The organism is Lewinella sp. 4G2, assembly GCF_001625015.1.
Lineage (GTDB): Bacteria > Bacteroidota > Bacteroidia > Chitinophagales > Saprospiraceae > Neolewinella.
Genome location: NZ_LVWJ02000014.1, coordinates 2,990,354 through 3,012,095 on the forward strand (window position 1 = coordinate 2,990,354; position 21,742 = coordinate 3,012,095).

Below are 21,742 nucleotides of genomic sequence, written 5' to 3' on the forward strand. Positions count from 1 at the left end.
CTCCGCTAATTGAGGCCTTATTTATCCGAAATAGGTACGTAAAAATTAGCTAAAGGTTGCTCCGTAAAGATAGGAGTCCGCTAAAGTGACCATAAGCCAAAGACGGTTAATTATCGTTAAGTCACTTTGCCTCTCCTCTTTATCCAACGTTCTTTGCGCCAGACCGATCGGCCAACCATGAAAAAATTACTTTACACCTTCAGCGCCATCCTGCTGTTGCTGGCCACCTTTTTGGGGATCTGGTGGAGCCAATCCTACCGCAAGAACGTTGCCAACCTCCGGCAAACCGTGGAGGGGGAGGTCAACCGGCTGGTGACCGACGAATTCGTCTACGCTACCCTCCAAACCTTCATGCGGGACGATCGGCCGCACCGGGCCGGCGCCATCTTCCACCAAAACTTCCCCGGCGGCCGGCAGCGGATGATCCGCATTGAACGCATTGTTTCCACCGACAATGGTAACCCCGAATACGCCGACATCACCATCATCAGCAACGGCCGGCCCATTGCGAACACCCACTTTTTCTACGAAAACAAATACATCGCCCTGGAGGAACTTCCCCAGATCGTTCGGGACAGTATGCAGCGGAAGTTTGGCATTCAACTGGAGCCCATCTTCTTCCAGGCGCCGCGGCAGCGCTACAATGATCGCTTCGGTACTCACCCCGATGACCCGCTCACGGTACGCGTCAAACACCTGACGCCGGAGGACGCCGATCTGCCCAAGGCCAGTTTCGTTATCCGTAACTACCGGGGCACGGTGTTGCTCGATCTCATCCCGGAATTCCTCTTCGGTCTCATCCTATTTGGGGCTACTGGTTTTGCCTTCGCCAGTGCCTACCGGAATATCCACGAGCAGAAGCAACAATTGCAGGCTAAGGATGCCCTCGTGGCCAACGTCGCCCACGAGCTCAAGACGCCCATCGCAACGGTTGGCGTCGCCCTCGAAGCCCTCAACGTCTTCGGTGCGGACGCCGACCCCGCCCGCCGCCAGGAATACCTGAGCATCGGCCAGACGGAATTAAAGCGCCTGAATGAAATGGCCGACCGCGCCATCGATTCCTTACAGGATGAAGATCTCGCCGGGCGGCTTTCGCTGGCCAACGTCGACCTGAAAAGTAGCGTGGACGAAGCCTGGCGGGGCCTTTCGCTTCGTTACGGTTTGCCCGACGAGTCGCTTACCCTCAGTACTTACGGTAACACCGTCGCTGAGGTGGACGAGCACTACTGGCACCACCTCGTCTACAACTTGCTCGACAATGCCTGCAAGTACGGCGGCCGCCCCCTGGCCATCGATGTCAATATCGCTGCTCAGTCCGATCAGGTGGTCCTGACCGTTTCCGATAATGGCCGCGGCATCCCGCAGCAGGAGCGGGAAAAGGTGTTCGACCGTTTCTACCGCATCTACCGGCCGGCCGAGGGGCATACGGCGAAGGGCCACGGTTTGGGCCTCAGTTTTGTCCGCCAGATCGCACGCGCCCACGGTGGTGGGGTGCGGGTGGATAACAATTCCGGCGGCGGCGCCCGGTTCACCGTCACCCTTCCTAATTACAAATCCTAGGTCATGTCTACTCGTCTGTTGCTGCAAATTGGTGGCGCGTTCGCGGTTCTGGTTATCGCCTTATTCGCATCAACGAGCCAGATGGAGCGCAACGCCATTTTCGGGTACAACCAACCGACGGAATACCGACTCAGGCAAGCCTCCGCGAACGTCATACCCCTCAATCACCCCTGGAATGACGTGGTGCGCACGCACAACGCAGGGTGGCCGGCCTTCGATCATTTCTACCGCAATCAGATTCTGGCCGAAAGCAGCGCCCCCTACCACGATCATCTTCGTTTCAAGGCCATCAGCCACCTGGTTGCTGAAACCTATTTCTTGCTCAATGCGCCGGCGGAAACGCGCTGGTTTTACCTCCGCGAACTGGAAAGTCTCCCGTACATCCCTGACCCAAACGTGGCGCTGTCGCTGGTGCAAAGTTTGTGGGAGAATAATGGACCGGTCGACGTCGATCTCTACAACTTTACCCAGGGGATCGAGCACGACAACCGGACGTACCTGGGGGAAGACGGTTTCGCTGCGCACAACGCCATGTACCGGGATACCTACGACGAACTTCGCCGGCTCGGTGACCTTTGATTGGAGGTAGCCATTAGGTTCGAAGGGTTAAAGCGGAATTTTAGCGATATGAGCTAATCCGTTGCAGCAATGGTTACTAAGTTAAGTGAGATAATAAATACATACCCATGAAAGTGCTGTACGTCGAAGATGAACCCCTTCTCGCCCGCATCGTCAAGGAATCCCTCGAAAGTAGGGGGCTCGACATTGATTGGTACACGGATGCGGAGGCCGGTAAGGATGGCATCCTGCAGGCGGGCAACTACGACATCGCGCTGCTGGACGTTCAGCTTCCCGGCGAAGATGGCTTTTCCATTGGGAGACGAATCCGGGCCTCCTTCCCGCGATTACCCATCCTCTTTCTTACCGCCAGAGTACAGGCGAAGGACGCCCTGGCGGGTTTTGAAGCTGGGGGCAATGACTACGTCCGGAAACCCTTCAGCATGGAGGAACTCCTCGTTCGCATGGAGAACCTCATCAATTTGGCGGAAGGTTCCGGACCGGGTTCACCCACTAACTCCGCACCCGCGGCAGCGCCCAATGTTGGGGTACGAGTGACCGGAGAAATCTATGAATTTGGGAATTTCATCCTTGATTACTCCAACCTGCGGCTAACGCTGGTAGGGGAAGAACCACGGGTGACTTCCCTAAGCCACCGTGAAGCGGAACTGCTTCGCTTATTTCTGCAGTCGCACGGAGAAGAGGTAATTGAGCGGAAAAAAATCCTGCTGGAATTGTGGCATGACGACGGCTTTTTCAACTCCCGTAACCTGGACGTTTACGTTCGAAAATTGCGGGCTCTCCTGGAAGCCGACCCGAAGGTGCGCATCCTGACGCTGCGCGGCGTCGGCTACCGCTTTGTCGTTGAATAGGCTCAACTAGCCGGGGCCATTTATCGTTACCTTTGTCACCATGACAGTAACTATGACCCCCGACGAAAAACAGGACTGGATCTCCAAAGTGGATAGCGCCCTCGACGAAGTGCGCCCCCACCTGGCCATCGACGGTGGAAACATTGAAGTCGTTAATATTTCTGACGGCAAGATCGTCGAAATCAAGTGGCTCGGCGCCTGCAACGGTTGCTCCATGACCGCCATGACGATGAAGGCCGGGGTTGAGGAAACGCTCAAGCGCCGCCTTCCTGAAATCGCCGGCGTAGTCGCCGTCAACTAAGCAAGTTCAGCGCCGACCATGCAGTTATTTTATGACCCAAGCATCACCGAGGGCACGCACCAATTGCGCGACGAAGAGGCTGCCCATGCCTTCCGGGTCCTGAGGAAAAAAGTTGGCGACGAATTGAATGTGGTCGACGGTCAGGGGTCATGGTACCGGGCTACCGTTACCTCCATTACCAAAAGAGAGTGTCTGCTTGACGCTCTATTGCTCAAACATGAAGCCGAACGCGCGAGCCATCACTTGACATTGATGGTGGCCCCCACCAAAAGCATCGACCGCTTCGAATGGATCCTCGAGAAGGCGACGGAACTGGGAATCGATCGCATCCAACCTTTCTACTCAGAACACTCCGAACGAAAAAGACTACGGACTGACCGCCTTGAGCGGATTTTAGAATCCGCCATGAAACAATCCCTCAGCGCCTGGAAACCGGTATTGAGTGAACCCTCAACTTTCACTGAAGCCGTTAGCCAGGTGGAGAAAGACGGCCAACGGTATCTAGCTTACCTGGGAACGGGAGGATCTCCCTTGCTCCACCATACCGCCGCGGCGAATGGAAGCGTTACTGTGGCGATCGGCCCCGAAGGTGGCTTCAGCCCCGCCGAAGCCGAACGGGCAAAATCCAACGGCTTCGAATTCGTAAGTTTAGGCCCGAAGCGATTACGGACCGAGACGGCTGCCATTGCATCCGTCCATACCATCAACCAACTAAATTGGTGATCTGCATGAAAAAGTTGACTATCGTTTTTTCCGGACTATTTGCCGTGGCCCTATTGGCTTCCGCGATGACTACACCCGCTGCTCAACTGCGCCTCGGGCTACTTAAATACAATGGGGGAGGGGACTGGTACTCTAACCCTACGGCTCTGCCCAACTTGGCGGCCTTCTGTAACGACCAACTCGGGACTAATTTGGATCTTGATTACGGCACGGTGGAAGTCGGCAGCGCGGAGCTGTACAACTACCCCTGGGTCCACATGACGGGCCACGGAAACGTCGTTTTCAATGCCTCGGAAGCGGAGAATCTGCGTAACTACCTAATCGGTGGCGGTTTTCTACACATCGACGATAACTACGGAATGGACCCCTACGTGCGGGTAGCCCTCGAACAGGTTTTCCCGGAAACCAAACTGGTCGAGGTCCCTTTTAACCACCCCATCTACAACCAGACCTTTGAGTTCACGAATGGCCTGCCGAAGATCCACGAGCACGACGGCGGCCCGCCGCAGGGCTACGGGATTTTCCACGAAGACCGCCTCGTGGTGTACTACACCTTCCAGTGTGACCTTGGCGATGGTTGGGAGGATGAATCCGTCCACAACGACCCACCGGAGATTCGGGCGGCGGCCCTGCGGATGGGCGCCAACGTGATCCAGTACGCCTTCGAACAGTAACCCACCTAAAAGTTAAAGCCACCAACGAATTATGAGAACATTACTCCTCTTCAGTTTTGCCATGATTTTTTCCGGAACAACTAAAGCTCAGGTCGGCTCCGCTGCTGATTTTGCCAATTTTGCGCGGTACGCGGATGCGAATAAGGAGATTATGGGCAAGCAAAACGGTATCGTGTTGCTCGGTAATTCCATTACGGATTTCTGGGCCACGCAAGACCCAAAGTTCTTTAAGGAGAATGGCCTAATTGGCCGTGGCATCAGTGGCCAAACCTCCACCCAACTCCTGTTGCGTTTCCGCGCCGACGTTGTGGAACTCAAGCCCGAAGCGGTCGTCATCCACATTGGTACTAATGACGTGGCGGAGAACACCGGCCCCTACAGCGAAGAGCAGACCGTCAACAACATCGCCTCGATGGTGGACATCGCGATGGCTAATGACATTAAGGTATTCATCGCAACCGTGGTGCCATCCACCACCTTCAACTGGCGTAAGGAATTGGGTAACCGTTCTGCAATGATCGTGAGCCTGAACAAGCAACTGCTCCAACTTGCAAAGGATAAGGGCGTTGGCGTCGTCGACTACCACGCCGCTCTCAGGAATGATGAAGACGGAATGGACGCAGAACTCGCCGAAGATGGCGTACACCCAACGCCAAAGGGTTACCAAGTGATGGGTGCTACCTTGATGGATGCCATCAAATAAGTATGCAAACTTATTGGAGTCACCCCCGGTAAGGGAACAACTACCCATTCAGAATCTCCCTTCGTATGCCCGGGAATAAACCGGACGTGTCCGTAATCGTCAGCACCTACCAGCAACCCGCCTGGTTGGAGAAAACGCTGTGGGGCTACGCGACCCAGGAGTTCCAAGACTTTGAAGTAGTCGTTGCTGACGACGGTTCGGACGACCGCACCGCGAAGCTGATCGAACGGATGCGAGCCGAACTCCCATATTCCCTTTCTCACGTGTGGCACGAGGATGATGGCTTTCGCAAGACAGTCATTCTGAACGAGGCCATCCGCCACGCAAGGGGTGGCTACTTTGTTTTTACGGACGGAGACTGTATCCCCCGGGCGGATTTTCTACGGCAACACGTAGACCGGCGGGAGCCCGGCCGCTTCCTGTCCGGTGGCTACTTCAAGTTGCCGAAAGCCATTTCGGAAAGTATCGCTCGCGAGCACATTACTACTCAGCAATGTTTCGACGTGGGCTGGCTGCGTAAACAGGGATTGCCCAATTCATTCAAAACCAACAAGCTGACGAGCGGACCGACGAAAGCGAGCGTATTGAACCGAATTACCCCCACCGGAGCCACCTGGAACGGGATGAACAGCTCCGGCTGGGCAAAAGATATCCTCGCGGCTAACGGATTCGACGAACGTATGCAGTACGGTGGCGAGGATCGGGAACTGGGGGAAAGATTGGAAAATGCGGGCATCCGCGGAAAACAGATCCGGTACAGTGCGATCTGTTTACACCTCCACCACGAGCGTGGCTACGTCACCCCGGAAATGATCGCTAAGAACGAAGCGATTCGTAAGGAGACCCGTCAAACGGGCCGGACGCAGACCGACTTTGGTCTTGAGCGTCTTACTTAGTTGCCGCCCCCTTTTTCACCGGAATGGGCGCGTAGTTTGGCTTCCCGCATGAATACGTAATGGGCGTCCGTACGGGCGATAAAGTAGCCGGGCAGGCCGTCCAGAAAGCCCAATTTAAAGAGGTACTTACTGACGAATCGGGCCGGGGGTTTGGTAATGAGGCGGGCCAGGTTGCCCCGCTTGCCCCGCTCGTAATAGGCCTTGGCGGCAATGGTGCTGTGCTTATTGAGTCGGTTGTACCGGTCGTGAAAGCCTTCGTCGGTGTAGTGGAGCAGGTCACCCTGCAGTTGAGTGCTCGTGGCACCCTCCACCGGGTCAAAACTATCGTGGGGGTTGATGCCACCGAGTACGTACTTCCGCCGGTCGAAGAGTCGCATCTTACGGTCCGGGTACCAACCACCGTGGCGGATCCAGGCCCCCATGAAGCGATTGAGGCGGTTCATGAAGTAGCAGTCGTGCGTCCAGTTGTCAAGTACGGAACGGATGCTTTCGCGGAGTTCATCGGAGAGGGCCTCGTCGGCATCGATGGAGAGGACGTACTCATTCCTTGCCACCGCGATGGCAAAGGCCTTTTGTTCCCGGTGGCCCAGAAAGGGTTGGCTAATGACCTTGGCCCCGGCGGCCTCCGCGATGGCAACCGTATCGTCGGTGGAGAGGCTATCTACGACCAGTACTTCGTCGGCCAGCCCGGCTACGCTTTCCAGGCAGCGGGGTAGATTAGCCTCCTCGTTTAGGGTGATGATGACGACACTGATCTTTTCCAAAGGGCGGCGGGCTTGGTGGGGGAACGGCGAAGATATACCTAAAACGCCTCGTTTCGGGTATCAAGAGCGCTGAGGCGGACCTTGCGTAAAGCGTCGGCCAAGTTGCCTGCCGTTGTACCTTTGGCGCATGGCGCAGCAACCCTCCATTCTCGTGATCAGTTCCTACCGAGAAACCCTGAATACCGTCCGGCCCGAGGGGCGCTGGTTCCTGGGCTTGGTGCGGGACCACGGCTACTCCGTCACGATCATGACGCCACGGGAAGAAGCGTCTTATTTAGATGAGATGGAAGCCGTCGGCGTCCGCATCATTGATTGGCATCCGAGCAGTAAATGGTCACGGGACGACTCCCGTAGGATTGCCGATGAACTGGCTGCCAATCACTACGATATTCTCCACCTGTTCAACAACGTAAGCGTTGTCTCCGGGATCCGGGCAGCCTCCGGGTGGCCGGGGAAGGTGGTTACCTACCGGGGCTACACCGGTAACATCCACGCCTGGGATCCCACGGCCTACCTGGGCCACCTCAACCCAAGGGTGGATATGGTCACCTGCGTCAGCCAAGCCGTGGCGGATAGCTTTCCGGGAAAGCCGTTTTTCGATCCTAAGAAGTTAGCCGTGGTGGGAAAGGGCCACGAACCACAATGGTACGCGAACGTCGTCCCCACCGATCTCCAGCAGGAATTTGGCATCCCGGCGGAAAAGACCGTCCTCATTATGGTAGCTAACGCCCGGCGGATGAAGGGGATGAACTATCTGGGAGCCGCCATCAAGTCACTGCCCGAGGACTTGGGTCTGCACTTCCTCTTTGCCGGCCGTGGCCTGCAGACGCCGGACTTTCAAAGTGACCTAAAGGCTAGTCACTACGCTGACGCCTATACCTTCTCTGGTTTTCGCACGGACGTACTCAACCTGATAGCTGCGGCCGACATCAGCCTGCTGGCCAGCGTGAAGGGAGAGGGTCTGAGTAAAGTATTGCTGGAATCCATGTTTCTCGGCCGCCCTACCATTATGACGGACATCGGTGGAAACAAGGGCCTGGCAGTGGACCACGAAACGGCGTTGGTCATCCCCCCAAAAGATCCTGTCGCCCTTTCCGCCGCGGTGGAGGAATTGGTCCTTACTCCGCACCTGCGGCAGCGCCTCGGTGAAGGAGCAAAGGAGTACATGGCGAAGCATTACGGAGCGGTGAAAACGACGCAAGACTTGCACAACGCCTACGGTAAATTGTTGGGTAGGCAAGGGAACGAGTGATAGAATCTTGGCCTGCAGGAATGGGGTAGCCAGGTTGGGGAAATTGGCCGCCAGTTTAGGAATTGTATTTCCTTTTGTTTAATCGCTAAACTAAGGTTCGGAATTGGCTGCCGGTAGGTTATCTTGCCAGCCACACATTCCAACCCATGAGCGCACCCATCACTAAGCGATTTAATAAGATCCTCGTTGCCAACCGTGGCGAAATTGCCATCCGGATCCTGCGCGCCGCCAGCGAACTGAAACTGAGGACTGTAGCGATCTACACCTACGAAGATCGGTACAGCCTGCACCGTTACAAAGCCGACGAAAGCTATCAGGTCGGCGCCGACGATGACCCGCTACGACCCTACATTGACATCCAGGGAATCATTAAGCTCGCGGTGGAAAAGAAGGTGGACGCAATCCACCCCGGCTACGGGTTCCTTTCGGAAAATACGGACTTTGCCCGCGCCTGCCGCGATGCCGGAATCGCCTTCGTCGGCCCTTCTCCGGAAAGTATGGACCAGCTGGGTGACAAAGTCGCCGCCAAAGAACTCGCTCGCAAAGTCGGGGTGCCCCTGATCCAGGATAGCGACAAGGACATTTCGGACCCGGAAACGGCCGCCGCTGAAGCTAAGCGCATCGGCTACCCGGTAATCGTCAAAGCAGCCTCCGGCGGTGGCGGGCGTGGGATGCGCGTCGTGCGCAACGAAGAAGACCTGCGGATCCAGGTTGTCGATGCCGCCAGCGAAGCGGAGAAAGCTTTTGGTGACGGCACGATCTTCCTGGAAAAGTTCATCGAAAATCCCCGCCACATCGAGGTGCAATTGCTGGGAGATCACCACGGTAATCTCGTCCACCTGCACGAACGGGATTGCTCCGTGCAACGCCGCTTCCAGAAGGTAGTAGAGATTGCACCCGCCCCGAACCTCAAACAGGAGACGAAGGATAAGCTGTACGAGTACGCCCTCCGCCTCGGAAAGGAGGTCGGGTACTACTGCGCGGGTACCGTAGAATTTTTGGTGGACCACGACGAGTCGATCTACTTTATTGAGGTGAACCCCCGCATCCAGGTGGAGCATACGATCACGGAGGAAATAACCGGGATTGATCTGGTCCGCACCCAGATGCTCGTCACGATGGGCTACCCGCTGGACCACCCGACAATCTTCATCCGCAGTCAAGACGATATCGTTGTGAACGGATACGCCGTTCAGTGTCGGGTCACGACCGAGGACCCCGCCAACAGCTTCAAACCGGACTACGGCACCTTGATCGCCTACCGGTCTGCATCAGGAATGGGCATCCGGCTCGACGCCGGTTCGGCCTTCCCGGGCGCGGTCATCAGTCCCTACTTCGATTCACTCCTCGTAAAAGTGACTGGCTCGGGCCGGACGTTGGCCGGAGCAGCTGACCGCCTCCACCGGGCGCTGCGTGAGTTCCGGGTACGTGGGGTAAAAACCAACATCGGATTCCTCCTCAACCTGCTCGAAAACGATGACTTCCAGCAGGGGAAAGCGACCGTCCGCTTCATTCCGGACCACCCCGAACTGCTGGAAACCCGCAACTTCCGCGACCGCGGTACCAAACTGCTTTCCTATCTGGCCAATACGATCGTCAACGGAAACCCGGACGTGAAGGCCTACGACAAGGACCGCACCTTTCTCAAGCCGGTCGTTCCCCAATTTGACCAGTACGCCGAAATGCCGAAGGGAAACCGGGACCGCCTCCTCGACCTGGGGCGGGAAGGTTTCGTGGACTGGCTCCGCGACGAAAAAAAGATCTACTACACCGATACGACCTTCCGGGATGCCCACCAATCCCTGCTGGCGACGCGCATGCGGATGACGGATATGCTGAAGGTGGCTCGCTCCTACGCCATGAACCAGCCCGGCGATCTCTTCAGTATGGAGGTTTGGGGTGGCGCGACCTTTGACGTCGCGATGCGCTTCCTGAAGGCCGACCCCTGGCGCCGCCTCCGCAAGTTGCGGACGGCCATGCCGAATACCATCCTCCAAATGCTGCTGCGCGGTAGCAATGGGGTAGGGTACAAGGCTTACCCGGATAACCTGATCATCAAGTTCATCGAGGAAGCTGCTCAAGGTTTTGAGACCTTCGATGAGGATGGAAAGGTGAACGGCTACACCGGTGGTATCGATCTCTTCCGCATCTTCGATTCCCTCAACTGGATCGAAAATATGGAGACCTCGATCCGGACGGTTCGGGAGAATACCAGCTCCCTCGCCGAGGCCTGTATTTGCTACACGGGTGACATCACCAATCCGGGCAAGACGAAGTTTACGCTGGACTACTACCTTAAGCTAGCTAAGCGTTTAGAAGACGCCGGTGCGCACATCCTCTGCATCAAGGATATGGCCGGCCTGCTGAAACCGCTCGCCGCGGAAGAGCTTATCCAGGGTTTAAAGGCTACGACGAAGCTGCCGATTCACCTCCACACTCACGATACTTCGGGCATCCAAAGTGCTACATACCTACGTGCCATCGAGGCTGGCGTCGACGTGGTGGACGTTGCGATCAACAGTCTTTCAGGCCTTACCTCCCAACCCGGGTACAACAGCATTGCCGCCATGATGGAAGGGCACGAACGGGAAAATAAGGTAGACCTCAAGCTCCTCAACGAGTACGCGGACTACTGGGAGAACGTCCGGAGTTACTACTATCCCTTCGAGACGGAACTCCGGGCGGGTACGGCCACGATCTACGATACAGAAATTCCCGGTGGCCAGTACTCCAACCTGCGCCCGCAGGCACGTGGATTGGGTTTGGAGGACCAGTTCCCAACCATCCGGGAGAACTACGCAGCGGCCAATGAGCTTTTCGGTAATCTCGTGAAGGTGACGCCCTCCAGCAAGGTCGTCGGCGACATGGCCATGTTCATGACCAGCAATGACCTGACGGCGGAGGACATCCTCCAACGCGGTGATAAGTTGGACTTTCCCGACAGCGTCAAAAACCTAATGCGGGGTGACCTCGGCCAAATCGAGGGTGGCTTTAACGAGCAGGTACAGCGCATCGTCCTGAAGGATGAAAAGCCCTACACGAATCGACCCAACTCCCATCTGGAACCCATCAACTGGGAGGAAGCGGAAAAGGAATACGAGGAGAAATTTGGTGCCAAGCCAACCACGAAAGGTTTGCTGGCCTACCTGCTATACCCGAAAGTCTACGCCGACTTCTACGCTCACGACGAAGAATTCGGCCAGGTGGCCAACCTGCCAACTACCGCTTTCTTTTACGGGCTGCAGCCCAACGAGGAGGTGCTGGTCCGGCTTAGTGCGGGTAAGACCATTACGGTCAAGTACCTCAACATGACGGAGGCGGACGCCCAGGGTAACCGCCTGGTGTTCTTCAGCCTTAACGGCCAGACGCGGTCGATCACCATTCAGGACCGTACCCTCAATCTGAAGATCGTCAAAAACCAAAAGGCCGTTGGGGTAGGCCAGGTCGGTAGCCCGCTCATGGGTAATCTCAGCCGCATCCTCGTCAAGGTTGGTGATAAGGTGGAGGCCGGTGATCCGCTTTTCGTCATCGAAGCGATGAAGATGGAATCAACCATCACGAGCCCAATTGACGGGGAGGTGCAGGCCGTTTCCCTCAAGGAGAAGACCCTGGTGGAGACGGATGATCTCGTCGTGACCGTTGGGTAACCCACTAGCCGATCCGATGAGTAATCGCGAAGCCCACCTGCGTCTCTGGCCGTTAGGTGGGCTTTCCGATTGTGGCTTGCCCGGTGGGGCACCCAAACTAAACGGGTGAGCACCGTGTTTTACCCCTATATTTGGAAACATATTTCATTGCCATGGATGCTCCACAGTCGAAGCGCTTTAAAGAACTGAAGAAGACCAGCCCGGACGCCGGGCAGAAGGTCATCAAGTCCAGCATTGCCGGTCGGCGGCGCTCGTGGGTGGATCGCATCTTTGAGATTGCCGGCAAGAAGTATGAAGTCGTGTCCCTCGGTGAGCGGCAGATCAGCGCCGTTCCCACCAGCAACCAACTCACCAAGAATAAGCTGGACGCATAAATTGTTAGGCTATGAGTTTGGCCATTGGCGCGTTGCTCGTAGCCATTCTTTTGCTGCCCGGCATCGTCTTTCGCTACCTCTACATCCGGAGCGACGCGCTGCGGAAGACCATCGATCTCAGTCTTCTCAGCGAAGCGGTCTTCATTCTGATTCCATCTTTATTGCTTCACCTCTTCGGCCGTTTGGTTGCGGAGCATCTGTTGGGCTGGGACATCAATCTGCGGCAGATCTACCTGTTGCTGACCAACAGCAGCGCGATCGACTTCGCGTTGATTGATGAGGGCTACCCATTTTTCGTCGGGTACATCCTTACGCTCTGCATTCTGGCCGGAGCGCTGGCGATTGGTTTCCAGCAATTAGTCGTCCGACTCGGGTGGGACGAACGATACAAGCTGCTCCGCATCTACAACGATTGGGACAAATTCTTCTCCGGCCACGCACTCCCGAAGGCGGAACGCGAGCAGATTGAGTTCATCCAGGTGGACGTCGTTTGTTCCAGCTCGGCCGGCGACGTGCTGTACACCGGGGTGCTGGAGAACTACTCACTGAATAAAGACCAAGGTATTGACCGCATCTTCCTCAGCAATGCTTTCCGCCGGGAGTTGAAGGATGATCTGCAACTCGACAGCATGACCGTCAGCCTCCCCGCCGATTACCCCAGCTACCGAACGAAGGATTTTGACGACCGCTACTACGCCTTGCCGGGCGCCTACTTCGTCATTCCATTCGGGGAGATCAAGAACCTCAACATCATCTACAATACGCTCAAGGAGACCTCCGCTCCGGCGACCGATTCGCTCATCGTTCAAAAAGCAGCGGGCGCTGCCGCAGGTGCCGGACAAGGACCGGAGAAGGGACCGGGCGCAAACGAAGGACCGACCTCTCCGAGTGATTTGGGGGATGGAAAATGATCCTCTCATCCCTGGTTAAAAGCGGACTTTCACCTGACGATCGAGCTTACGTTCTAAGATCCCTTTTGCATACTAATCAATTCGCCCCATGAAGAAGTCCTTGCCCTACTTCACCTACTTACTGCTTGCTCTCTTCCTGTGCACCTGCGACAGCGCCCAGAATATTGAGGGAGCGGATGATGCAACTGACGTGGACTCCACTAGCGAAAAACCCGCGGTACCAAGGATCATTTTTGACACTGACATCGGCGGTGATATCGATGATCTCGGGGCGCTTTATGCCCTGCACGTCTACGCCGATTCTGGCTTGTGTGAGATCGCGGCGGTGATGTCGTCTTGGTCAATGGAGCACCACGTGGAAGGAATTGATGCGATCAATACTTACTTCGGAAGGGGAGATACGCCCGTGGGTAAGTACGTGGATGGCCCGTACAGTAAGGAAGAATACACTTGGTGGCTGGGTGAAAAATTCCCACGTGACCTGAAGTATGCGTCGGCACCCGGCGCGACACCACTGTACCGGGAATTGCTTGCGGCGGCAGCCGATACCAGCCTGACCATCGTGGTGACGGGCCGCGTAAATAATGTTTACGAACTGATGGAGTCCCCTCCGGATTCCATCTCTCCAATGAGTGGGATGGACCTGATTGCCGCGAAAGTGAAGGCGTTCTACATCATGGGGGGTAACTACGTCCGTACGGGCAAGGCTGAGGCCAACTTCAAATGGAGTGGCCCCGGTGTTGCGAAATACGTCATCGAAAACTGCCCACGCCCCATCACCCTGAACGGGGGAATCATTGGGAACCGGGAGGATGGCTACGGTACGGGAACGGCCATCAACGATTTGCCTGAGGACCACCTAATGCGGTCGGGCTACGGCTATTTTTTCCAGCACCCACCGGAATGGTCGGGACTTGCACCGAGCGATACCATTCCCGAATGGTCCATTTGGGATATCATCACCGTGCAGGTCGCCGTAACCGGGACAGAGGATTATTTCACCGTCGTAGACGAAGGAAGTGTGGCTTTCGACGATGCCGAGTTAACGACTTGGGTAGCTGAACCAGACGGCCCGCACCGATTTCTGAAACCGAAAATGAACCCCAAGCGCTACGCTGACGAAGTGATCCAACCACTGCTCGTGAGGAACCCGAAATATTGATGCTCGGTTTTCATTCTGTAAGGAACGGTGCCAGATTATTGGACGAATCCTGGAGGAAAAATCTTATCCTTCCCCTTTACCGATGCGAATCTTCCGCTCCAATTCAGCAAGGGCGCGGCGGACTTCGTCGTTTGTATCTACCAAGTCTTCGACGGCGCGGAGTGAGTAGATGACGGTGGAATGGTCGCGATTGCCGAAGAGCTGTCCGATCTTCTTCAGGCTGTTATCGGTGTGTTGCTTGACGAGGAACATACTGATCTGGCGGGCGAGAACAACCTGGCGGCGGCGAGTGGTACTCTTGATCTTCTCCACGTCCAGGTTGAAGTGGTCGGCGACAGCCTTCTGTATGACTTCCGGTGTGACCTCCCGGTTGATGTCGGAGACGAAACTCCGTAGCACCTCTTTGGCCAGGTCGATGTCGAGCTTCTCCTTACCGGCGACGCCCTTCTTCATGACCATGGTGTGAAGGATGCCCTCCAGCTGGCGGATGTTGTTCTTAATGTGGAAGCAAATGAACTCGGCTACCTCGGTGGGTAGTTCCACGTTGTTCGTGTGGGCCTTGGAGGTAAGGATGGCCATCCGGGTTTCCAAAGCGGGCTCCGAAAGGTCGGCACTCAAACCCCACTGGAAGCGACTGCGTAAGCGCTCTTCGATGTCCAACTCGATGATGGGCCGGTCACAGGTCATCACGATCGCCTTATTATTCTGGCGGAGGACGTTGAAGAGGTTGAAGAAAATATCCTGGGTTTTCTTCCGGTTGACGAGCTGCTGGATATCGTCCACGAGCAGAATGTCCACGTTCTGGTACCAATTCAGAAGGTCATTGGTGGAGTTCGACGCGATGGAGTCGATCAGGTGCTGGGTGAAGGTATCGGCACCGACGAAGAGCACGGCCTTATCCGGGTACTTTTCGTTGACGTAGTTGCCGATGGCGTGGAGCAGGTGCGTCTTACCAAGGCCACTCTTTCCGTGGATGACCAGTGGGTTAAAGGCCGTCTGGGTAGGGTTGTCGGCTACCGCTTTGGCGGCGTTGCGGGCGAGGCTGTTGCAGTCGCCCTCCACGAAGTTTTTGAAGGTGAAGCCTTTGTTGAGGTTGCTGGGGATCCGCGGCCGTGCTACCCCGGGGATGACGAAGGGATTGCCCGGCATATTCTCGTGCGTCAGCGGAACTTGCTCGGTGACTTTCCCCTGCTTCTGAGGGAGGGTAGGGCGCACCTTATTCTTGACGGGGTTGATGCGGTACTGCAGGCGCCCGGGCTCGCCGAGGGCCGTATTCAGGCTGGTCTTGAGTACCTCAACGTAGTGCTCTTCGAGCCACTCGTAAAACAGCCGGTGGGGAACCTGGATGGTCAGTTCGTTACCTACCAGTTTGACTGGAGTAATAGGGGCAAACCAGGTTTCATATGCCTGGCCCGAAACGGTCTGGCTGATCGTTTGTAAGCATTGGCTCCATAGGCCTTTGTGGTCAGTATTTGAATCCAGTGGTTGAATGATATTTTGTCCCAAGAGCACAGCGAGAGTTGTTCTGAGTAGGGCCGTTGCTCCCCCTCAGGTTGGTTAAAATAGGCTGTTGATTCAGTAAGTGAAACTTCTGTGAAAGGCTAAATCCCTTACGCCCATCGTGGTGGAAACCGGGGCGGAAACTTCGAGCGTAATCGACCGTCTACTAATGACGAGTACTGAAAGTTGAGTGTTGCTTTTCAGCGCAAACGTGCCGTTGGCGCTCGACAAATATGAGGACAAAGCAGTGAGCCCACCAAGTAAAATGAATGTTAATTCAAAAGAAAAATCCTTCGCAAAATTCTGGCAGATTTTGTGCCAGTTTGACGTAAGCAGAAGGTTGAAATTTCTGTATTTATACCCGCAGATTACTACAAGCTACGCATGCCCTTGCCTGGCCACCCGGAAAGGTCAAATCCAGCCGGCCGACTCTCAGACCGCCGAATCCAACCTGGTTGACGACGACGGGAATGCCTTGTTCGTTCGGCACCTCCACCGGCTCGTTGAGGAAGGTGTGGGTGTGGCCACCGAGGATGATGTCGATGTCTTTGCTTGCCGATGCGAGTTTGATGTCATCAACCTTGTCCCCGCGGTAACGGAAACCAAGGTGGCTCAAGCAAACGACGACGTCGCACCGCTCCTTATTACGGAGCATCCCTGCAGTGCGGTTGGCAATTGCGATGGGCTCCAGGTACTGGGTGTTACCGTACAGTTTTTCCGGAACGAGCCCGTCCAGTTCGATCCCCACGCCGAAGACACCCACTTTGATATCCCCGCGCTCGATGATGGTGTAGGGTTTGGTCTGCCCGGCGAGTGGTGTACCCGCAAACTCGTAGTTGGCCGATAGCATGGGAAAGTCCGCATGCTGCAGTTGAGTCGCCAGGTTTTCCATCCCGCCGTCGAAATCGTGGTTGCCGATCGTGGCGGCGTCGTAGCCCATCTTGCTCATCAGCTTCATCTCGAGTTCGCCGGCGAAGAAGTTGAAGTAGGGCGTGCCCTGAAAGATGTCTCCGCTATCCAGCAGGATCACGTTGTCCTCCTGGGCGCGGACGCTTTCAATCAGCCGCATGCGCCGGATGGCACCGCCGCGGTTGGCGTTGCGGCCGCCGTCGTCGGGGAAGGGCTCAATCCGGCTGTGCCAATCGTTGGTGTGTAGGATAGTGAGTTTTGGGGCATCCTTTGGGAAGAGGGTAGCGCTTTGTGCGAGCGTTGGGACCAGCATCAGGCCACCACCGACGGCTGCTTTGCGGATGAAGAATCTGCGGTTCATAAGGAAAAGGGAGGCTTGATGAATAGGAAGGTGGGCGGGAGCGTTGAGGCCATTATAACTTCATCCGTTCCCCGGTGCTCTTCACGTCGATGGGAGCAGTGGAGCGGCCGGCAAAGTCAATCAGGACGTCGCGGAGGAAGTAGCCGGTCTCAATTTGGGGGATTCCCTTGAGCATGGAGGAGTTGGAGCCACCGTTGGCCACGTAATCGATGGTCGCTACGTAGTAGGTCGCGGCGGGGTCCAGCGCCCGGCCCTTGATCTTAACGTTCAACTTGCCACCGGAACGATTGACGCGCAGTTCATCGCTAACGGGCCAGCCGCCGGAGTTAGCAATGTGGTTAATGAATTCCTTTACCTGGACGCCAGTGAGGGGCAGGACGACCAACTTATTGTCGAAGGGCATCAATTCGTAGATCTCGGATACGATGAGGGGGCCGGCCCCGATCTCGCTTACCCGGAGGCCGCCGCTGTTCGTGGCGGCGAAGGCGATGGGGTGGTCCGGGTAGTATTCCGTAGCGGCCACCTGCATGATATCCGCCATCCAGTTGCCGAGGTTGCTTTCGGGGCTTCCTTTCTTTAGTGGAGTGACGATCTCGGCGAGGACGCGATTCATCTTGGCGTCCAGCTGGGCCTTGTAGGGGGCGATCAGGCCTGCAACTTCGTCCACGCTTTCGCTGGTGGTCCCCTCCCCATTACCTGGCACCTGCGGCAGCGCCCCAGTATCTGCATTAATGTTGTAAACACTTGGGCTGACGGTGACGGGACCGTAACTCGTCTTGCAACTCAGCAGGCAGGCGGAAACGGCCAGGTAGGTGAATAGCTTATTCATGGGCGGGGCTTTGGCTGGGGGCTAAAAATAGACAAACCCAACCGGCAATGAAGAAGACGCCGCCAATTGGGGTGACCGGGCCCAAAAATACCGTTGGTATACCATGGACGGATTGTAGCGCCAATAAGTACAGCGACCCGGAGAAGAGCAAAATACCCACCAGGAAAAACAAGGTCGCCCACTTCAGGTAAGGCCGACGAAGGAGAGGCGACAGCGTGAGCACGCTAACTAACCCAATGGCCATTGTATGATAAAAATGATAGCGCACCCCGGTGGCGAAAGTCTCTAGCTCCTGCGGCCCGACGAGGGTCTTGAGCCCGTGGGCCCCAAAAGCACCCAACGCAACGGCGAGGGCGCCCAGCCCAGCGAACAGGCGAATGTATTTCTGCATTGGGTAAAAATACAGTCGGTGCCGGGCGGTGCTACGATGAGATGCGTAAGTCTTTCGTCAAACCGCAGTAGCTTCGCCGCCGTACCTACAACTTAGAAAAGACCACTATGAAAGCATACGTATTCCCCGGCCAGGGCGCCCAGTTCAGTGGAATGGGAAAATCTCTGTACGACCTTAGCCCCATGGCAAAGCAACTCTTCCACCAGGCCGACGAGGTGCTGGGATACTCCCTCTCGAAAGTGATGTTTGAAGGTAGTGACGAAGAACTCAAGCAGACCCGGATCACTCAACCCGCCATCTTTGCCCACTCCGCCATTACTTACTTGGTGGCAACGGATATCGAGCAACCCACCGCCGTGGCGGGCCACAGTTTGGGAGAGTTCTCCGCCTTAGTTGCTGCTGGCGCGTTAGACTTCCCATCTGCACTCCGGCTGGTGGCCGAACGCGCCGAAGCGATGCAGGAAGCGACGGACGCTACCGAAGGCACCATGGCCGCCGTCCTCGGATTGGATGACAGCATGATCGAAGAAGCCTGCGCCGCCATCGAAGAGGTAGTAGTGCCGGCCAATTATAATACTAATGGCCAACTCGTCATTTCCGGTTCCGTCGCCGGCGTAGAGAAAGCCAGTAAGATCCTGACGGACCTCGGTGCTCGCCGCGTCGTCGCCTTGCCAGTCGGTGGCGCCTTCCACAGCCCATTGATGCAGCCAGCGCAGGACCGCCTGAAAGCAGCCATCGAAGAGGCGCGGTTCCGTCCGCCTGCCTGTGAGATCTACCAGAACGTGGATGCCCAGCCATCTACCGATCCTGACCAGATTAAGGAAAAGCTGATCGCTCAACTTACGAGCCCCGTACGTTGGACGCAGACCGTGGCCAATATGCAAGCGGCCGGGTTGACTGACTTCGTGGAAGTAGGAGGTAAAGGAAAGATTCTTGCCGGCCTAATTCGAAAAGTAGATCGGGCACTAAACGTGGAACAATTAGGGTAGAGCCATCACAAATTCGTCTTGTTAGGTCAATATTTCACATTTATTCCGAATCGTCAGACCTAAAGTGCCCTTCCAATCGTAGGGAAATATACCTTTATGCAACTAACCAATACCACCCGGCGAATGATCCGCCCCCTGCTTACCGCGTGTGTTTTGATGACCTCCGTTTCCGCCCTGGTTGCCCAGGCTTCGGCCGCCCCGCCGGCTGATTTTTTGCGGAGCATCAATAAACTGTACGTCGTAGTAGCCGTGATCGTGATCGTATTCCTGGGTTTAGCCTATTACTTATGGTCCCTCGATAGGAAGGTGACCGATTTAGAAAACCAAATAAACGATCATGTCTAACAACGTTTCCTTTTTGGATAGCGTCAACCGCTATTTTGACCAGGCTGCGCCCCATACGGGCCTCGATGACGGTCTGCTGAAACAGATCAAGATCTGCAACAGCGTCTACCAGATCCACTTCCCGGTCAAGATTGGCGGAGACGTCAAGGTTATTGAGGCCTACCGCGCCCAGCATAGCCACCACCGTAGCCCGACGAAGGGTGGTATCCGCTATTCCAACCACGTGAACCAGGATGAGGTAGTAGCACTCGCTACGCTGATGTCCTACAAGTGTGCCATTGTCGACGTACCCTTCGGCGGTGCTAAGGGTGGTGTCAAGATCAACCCCTGGGAGTACAGCGATACGGATCTGGAAAAAATCACCCGCCGTTACACTACTGAATTGATCCGCCGCAAATTCATCGGCCCCGCAGTGGACGTCCCCGCTCCTGATTACGGAACCGGCCCCCGCGAGATGGCCTGGATCTACGATACTTACCGTTCTTTCCACCCCGACGACATCAACGCTGCGGGTTGTGTGACCGGCAAGCCCGTCAACCAAAATGGCGTCCGGGGCCGTACGGAGGCGACCGGTCGTGGCGTCTACTACGGTATTCGCGAAGCCTGTAACCAGCCGGACCTGATGGAAAAACTGGGGTTGAACCTCGGAATTGCCGGTAAGACCATGGTTATCCAGGGCCTCGGAAACGTGGGTTCCCATACCGCAACGATCAGCCAGGATGAAGGTGGCGTGAAGATCATTGGCGTGAGTGAAGTAGAAGGTGCCATCTACAATCCGGAGGGTATCGATATCCACGCGCTGCTGCGCCACCGGGAGCACCACGGAAGCATCCTCAGCTTCCCCGGCGCCCAGGTCTACGGTAAGGATAAGCGCCGCGCCGTAATGGAATTTGAATGTGATATTCTCGTCCCCGCCGCCCTGGAAAACCAGATTGATAAGAACAACGCACCCAGCGTCAAGGCCAAGATCGTAGCCGAAGCGGCCAATGGACCGGTTACGGCGGACGGCGCGGCCATCCTCGCCGAACGGGGTGTAGTGGTGATTCCAGACATCTACCTCAATGCGGGTGGTGTTACGGTTAGCTATTTCGAATGGTTGAAGAACCTCAGCCACATGCGTTTTGGCCGGCTGGAGAAGCGTTTCGACGAACGCGTCTACACCAAGATCGTAGAGCAGATCGAATCCACTACTGGAAAAACCATCAGTGAACGGGATCGAGAGATGATCACCCGCGGTGCCGACGAGATTGATTTGATCCGGTCCGGCCTCGAAGAGACAATGATCACCGGTTTCCGTGGCATCTATACGCTGTACAAGAATAATGACGGGATCAAAGACCTCCGGACGGCGGCTTTTGCACTCGCAATCAGTAAGATATCCAGCGATTATATCGCTCTCGGTATCTGGCCATAATGGATTGAGGGTAAAATTTTATCCTTTTTTCCTGCCTTGTTTTGAAATAATTGTTGGTGCGGCTATCTTCGCCGCCCCAACAATTTTTATTTGTACCTATGTCAGACAGACTCGATAAAATCGACCTTCACATTCTGAAAATTCTTCAGGACAGCAGCAAAATTACCAACCTCGAACTCTCCAAGCGGATTGGCCTCAGCCCAGCGCCGACGCTGGAACGCGTCAAGAAATTAGAGAACAATGGTGTCATCCAGAGCTACCACGCTCAGGTGAACCCAGCCTCCATTGGCCTCATGGTCAAAACCTTTGTGCTCGTCTCCCTGGATTGGCGAAAGGATGCGGCCCGGGAGAACTTCCTGCAGCAGGTCAACAGCATCAAGGAGATTGTGGAATGCCACATCATCACCGGCGAGGCCGATTTCCTGATCAAAATCGTTTGTAAAGACATACCCACTTACGAGCGCCTACTCTTCAAGACGCTTCAGCAGATCGACGAGATCGAACGACTCAAAACACTGATGACGCTGTCTACCGTTAAGCACTCCAAGCTGCTTCCTTACGAGTACGAAACGGAGTAGTAGAAAACTCATTAGTGGGGCAATACCTG

22 protein-coding genes are annotated in these 21,742 nt (G+C 55.8%); 17 read left to right on the plus strand and 5 right to left on the minus strand.

The features are described 5' to 3' along the window. Window positions 1–177: 177 nt before the first annotated feature. The 8 genes from A3850_RS12445 (at window position 178) to A3850_RS12480 (ending at window position 6,287) form a co-directional block, all read left to right on the plus strand. Window positions 178–1,560, plus strand: coding sequence for an ATP-binding protein (locus A3850_RS12445; protein ID WP_068216955.1), 1,383 nt, complete (start codon window positions 178–180; stop codon window positions 1,558–1,560). Between the two features lie 3 nt (window positions 1,561–1,563). Further along, window positions 1,564–2,139, plus strand: a complete 576-nt coding sequence (locus tag A3850_RS12450) for a hypothetical protein (protein WP_157501109.1) — start codon at window positions 1,564–1,566, stop codon at window positions 2,137–2,139. Between the two features lie 107 nt (window positions 2,140–2,246). After that, window positions 2,247–2,990 (plus strand): response regulator transcription factor, encoded by a 744-nt coding sequence (locus tag A3850_RS12455; protein ID WP_068216957.1) that lies wholly within the window; start codon window positions 2,247–2,249, stop codon window positions 2,988–2,990. A 40-nt stretch (window positions 2,991–3,030) separates the two neighbouring features. Further along, a complete protein-coding gene (locus tag A3850_RS12460) occupies window positions 3,031–3,291 on the plus strand; it encodes a NifU family protein (protein WP_231915318.1) in 261 nt (86 codons plus the stop codon). 18 nt (window positions 3,292–3,309) lie between these two features. Next, window positions 3,310–4,014 (plus strand): 16S rRNA (uracil(1498)-N(3))-methyltransferase, encoded by a 705-nt coding sequence (locus A3850_RS12465; protein ID WP_068216959.1) that lies wholly within the window; start codon window positions 3,310–3,312, stop codon window positions 4,012–4,014. A gap of 5 nt (window positions 4,015–4,019) precedes the next feature. Beyond that, on the plus strand, window positions 4,020–4,688 hold the full coding sequence (locus A3850_RS12470) for a DUF4159 domain-containing protein (protein ID WP_068216960.1): 669 nt from the start codon (window positions 4,020–4,022) through the stop codon (window positions 4,686–4,688). A gap of 31 nt (window positions 4,689–4,719) precedes the next feature. After that, window positions 4,720–5,391, plus strand: a complete 672-nt coding sequence (locus A3850_RS12475; protein WP_068216961.1) for a GDSL-type esterase/lipase family protein — start codon at window positions 4,720–4,722, stop codon at window positions 5,389–5,391. A 65-nt stretch (window positions 5,392–5,456) separates the two neighbouring features. Next, complete coding sequence (locus A3850_RS12480) at window positions 5,457–6,287, plus strand: glycosyltransferase family 2 protein (protein WP_068216963.1); 831 nt, start codon at window positions 5,457–5,459, stop codon at window positions 6,285–6,287. Here the strand turns inward: A3850_RS12480 and A3850_RS12485 are convergent. Beyond that, window positions 6,284–7,051 carry a glycosyltransferase family 2 protein gene (locus A3850_RS12485; RefSeq protein WP_068216965.1) on the minus strand — a complete coding sequence of 256 codons (768 nt, stop codon included), beginning with the start codon at window positions 7,049–7,051 and terminating at the stop codon, window positions 6,284–6,286. The genes A3850_RS12480 and A3850_RS12485 overlap by 4 nt on opposite strands. Before the next feature lie 127 nt (window positions 7,052–7,178). Between A3850_RS12485 and A3850_RS12490 the strand changes: the two genes are divergently transcribed. The 5 genes from A3850_RS12490 (at window position 7,179) to A3850_RS12510 (ending at window position 14,397) form a co-directional block, all read left to right on the plus strand. Further along, window positions 7,179–8,303: a glycosyltransferase family 4 protein gene (locus A3850_RS12490; protein ID WP_068216967.1), complete on the plus strand. Its 1,125-nt coding sequence runs from the start codon at window positions 7,179–7,181 to the stop codon at window positions 8,301–8,303. A 146-nt stretch (window positions 8,304–8,449) separates the two neighbouring features. Beyond that, window positions 8,450–11,950 carry a pyruvate carboxylase gene (locus tag A3850_RS12495; RefSeq protein WP_068216969.1) on the plus strand — a complete coding sequence of 1,167 codons (3,501 nt, stop codon included), beginning with the start codon at window positions 8,450–8,452 and terminating at the stop codon, window positions 11,948–11,950. Between the two features lie 131 nt (window positions 11,951–12,081). Further along, window positions 12,082–12,324, plus strand: coding sequence for a hypothetical protein (locus A3850_RS12500; protein ID WP_157501111.1), 243 nt, complete (start codon window positions 12,082–12,084; stop codon window positions 12,322–12,324). 11 nt (window positions 12,325–12,335) lie between these two features. Continuing rightward, on the plus strand, window positions 12,336–13,235 hold the full coding sequence (locus A3850_RS12505; protein WP_068216972.1) for a hypothetical protein: 900 nt from the start codon (window positions 12,336–12,338) through the stop codon (window positions 13,233–13,235). An 88-nt stretch (window positions 13,236–13,323) separates the two neighbouring features. After that, window positions 13,324–14,397, plus strand: a complete 1,074-nt coding sequence (locus A3850_RS12510; protein WP_068216974.1) for a nucleoside hydrolase — start codon at window positions 13,324–13,326, stop codon at window positions 14,395–14,397. 63 nt (window positions 14,398–14,460) lie between these two features. Here the strand turns inward: A3850_RS12510 and dnaA are convergent, their stop codons facing one another. The 4 genes from dnaA to A3850_RS12530 all read right to left on the minus strand — a co-directional run bounded on the left by dnaA (window position 14,461) and on the right by A3850_RS12530 (window position 18,387). Next, entirely contained in the window at window positions 14,461–15,903 is a 1,443-nt protein-coding gene (dnaA, locus tag A3850_RS12515; protein ID WP_231915319.1) for a chromosomal replication initiator protein DnaA, read from the minus strand. A gap of 349 nt (window positions 15,904–16,252) precedes the next feature. Next, window positions 16,253–17,167: a bifunctional UDP-sugar hydrolase/5'-nucleotidase gene (locus tag A3850_RS12520; RefSeq protein WP_068216977.1), complete on the minus strand. Its 915-nt coding sequence runs from the start codon at window positions 17,165–17,167 to the stop codon at window positions 16,253–16,255. 52 nt (window positions 17,168–17,219) lie between these two features. Next, complete coding sequence (locus A3850_RS12525; RefSeq protein WP_068216979.1) at window positions 17,220–17,996, minus strand: 5'-nucleotidase C-terminal domain-containing protein; 777 nt, start codon at window positions 17,994–17,996, stop codon at window positions 17,220–17,222. Beyond that, complete coding sequence (locus A3850_RS12530) at window positions 17,989–18,387, minus strand: DUF423 domain-containing protein (protein WP_068216981.1); 399 nt, start codon at window positions 18,385–18,387, stop codon at window positions 17,989–17,991. Before A3850_RS12530 ends, A3850_RS12525 begins: the two co-directional genes overlap by 8 nt. Window positions 18,388–18,494: 107 nt before the next feature. On the opposite strand from A3850_RS12530, the gene fabD reads away from it, so the two are divergent. The 4 genes from fabD (at window position 18,495) to A3850_RS12550 (ending at window position 21,713) form a co-directional block, all read left to right on the plus strand. Next, window positions 18,495–19,376, plus strand: coding sequence for an ACP S-malonyltransferase (gene fabD, locus A3850_RS12535; RefSeq protein WP_068216982.1), 882 nt, complete (start codon window positions 18,495–18,497; stop codon window positions 19,374–19,376). A 96-nt stretch (window positions 19,377–19,472) separates the two neighbouring features. Continuing rightward, window positions 19,473–19,721: a CcmD family protein gene (locus A3850_RS12540; RefSeq protein ID WP_082921786.1), complete on the plus strand. Its 249-nt coding sequence runs from the start codon at window positions 19,473–19,475 to the stop codon at window positions 19,719–19,721. Then, on the plus strand, window positions 19,714–21,135 hold the full coding sequence (locus A3850_RS12545) for a Glu/Leu/Phe/Val dehydrogenase (RefSeq protein WP_068216986.1): 1,422 nt from the start codon (window positions 19,714–19,716) through the stop codon (window positions 21,133–21,135). Before A3850_RS12540 ends, A3850_RS12545 begins: the two co-directional genes overlap by 8 nt. 98 nt (window positions 21,136–21,233) lie before the next feature. After that, window positions 21,234–21,713 (plus strand): Lrp/AsnC family transcriptional regulator, encoded by a 480-nt coding sequence (locus A3850_RS12550; RefSeq protein WP_068216988.1) that lies wholly within the window; start codon window positions 21,234–21,236, stop codon window positions 21,711–21,713. Window positions 21,714–21,742: the final 29 nt, after the last annotated feature.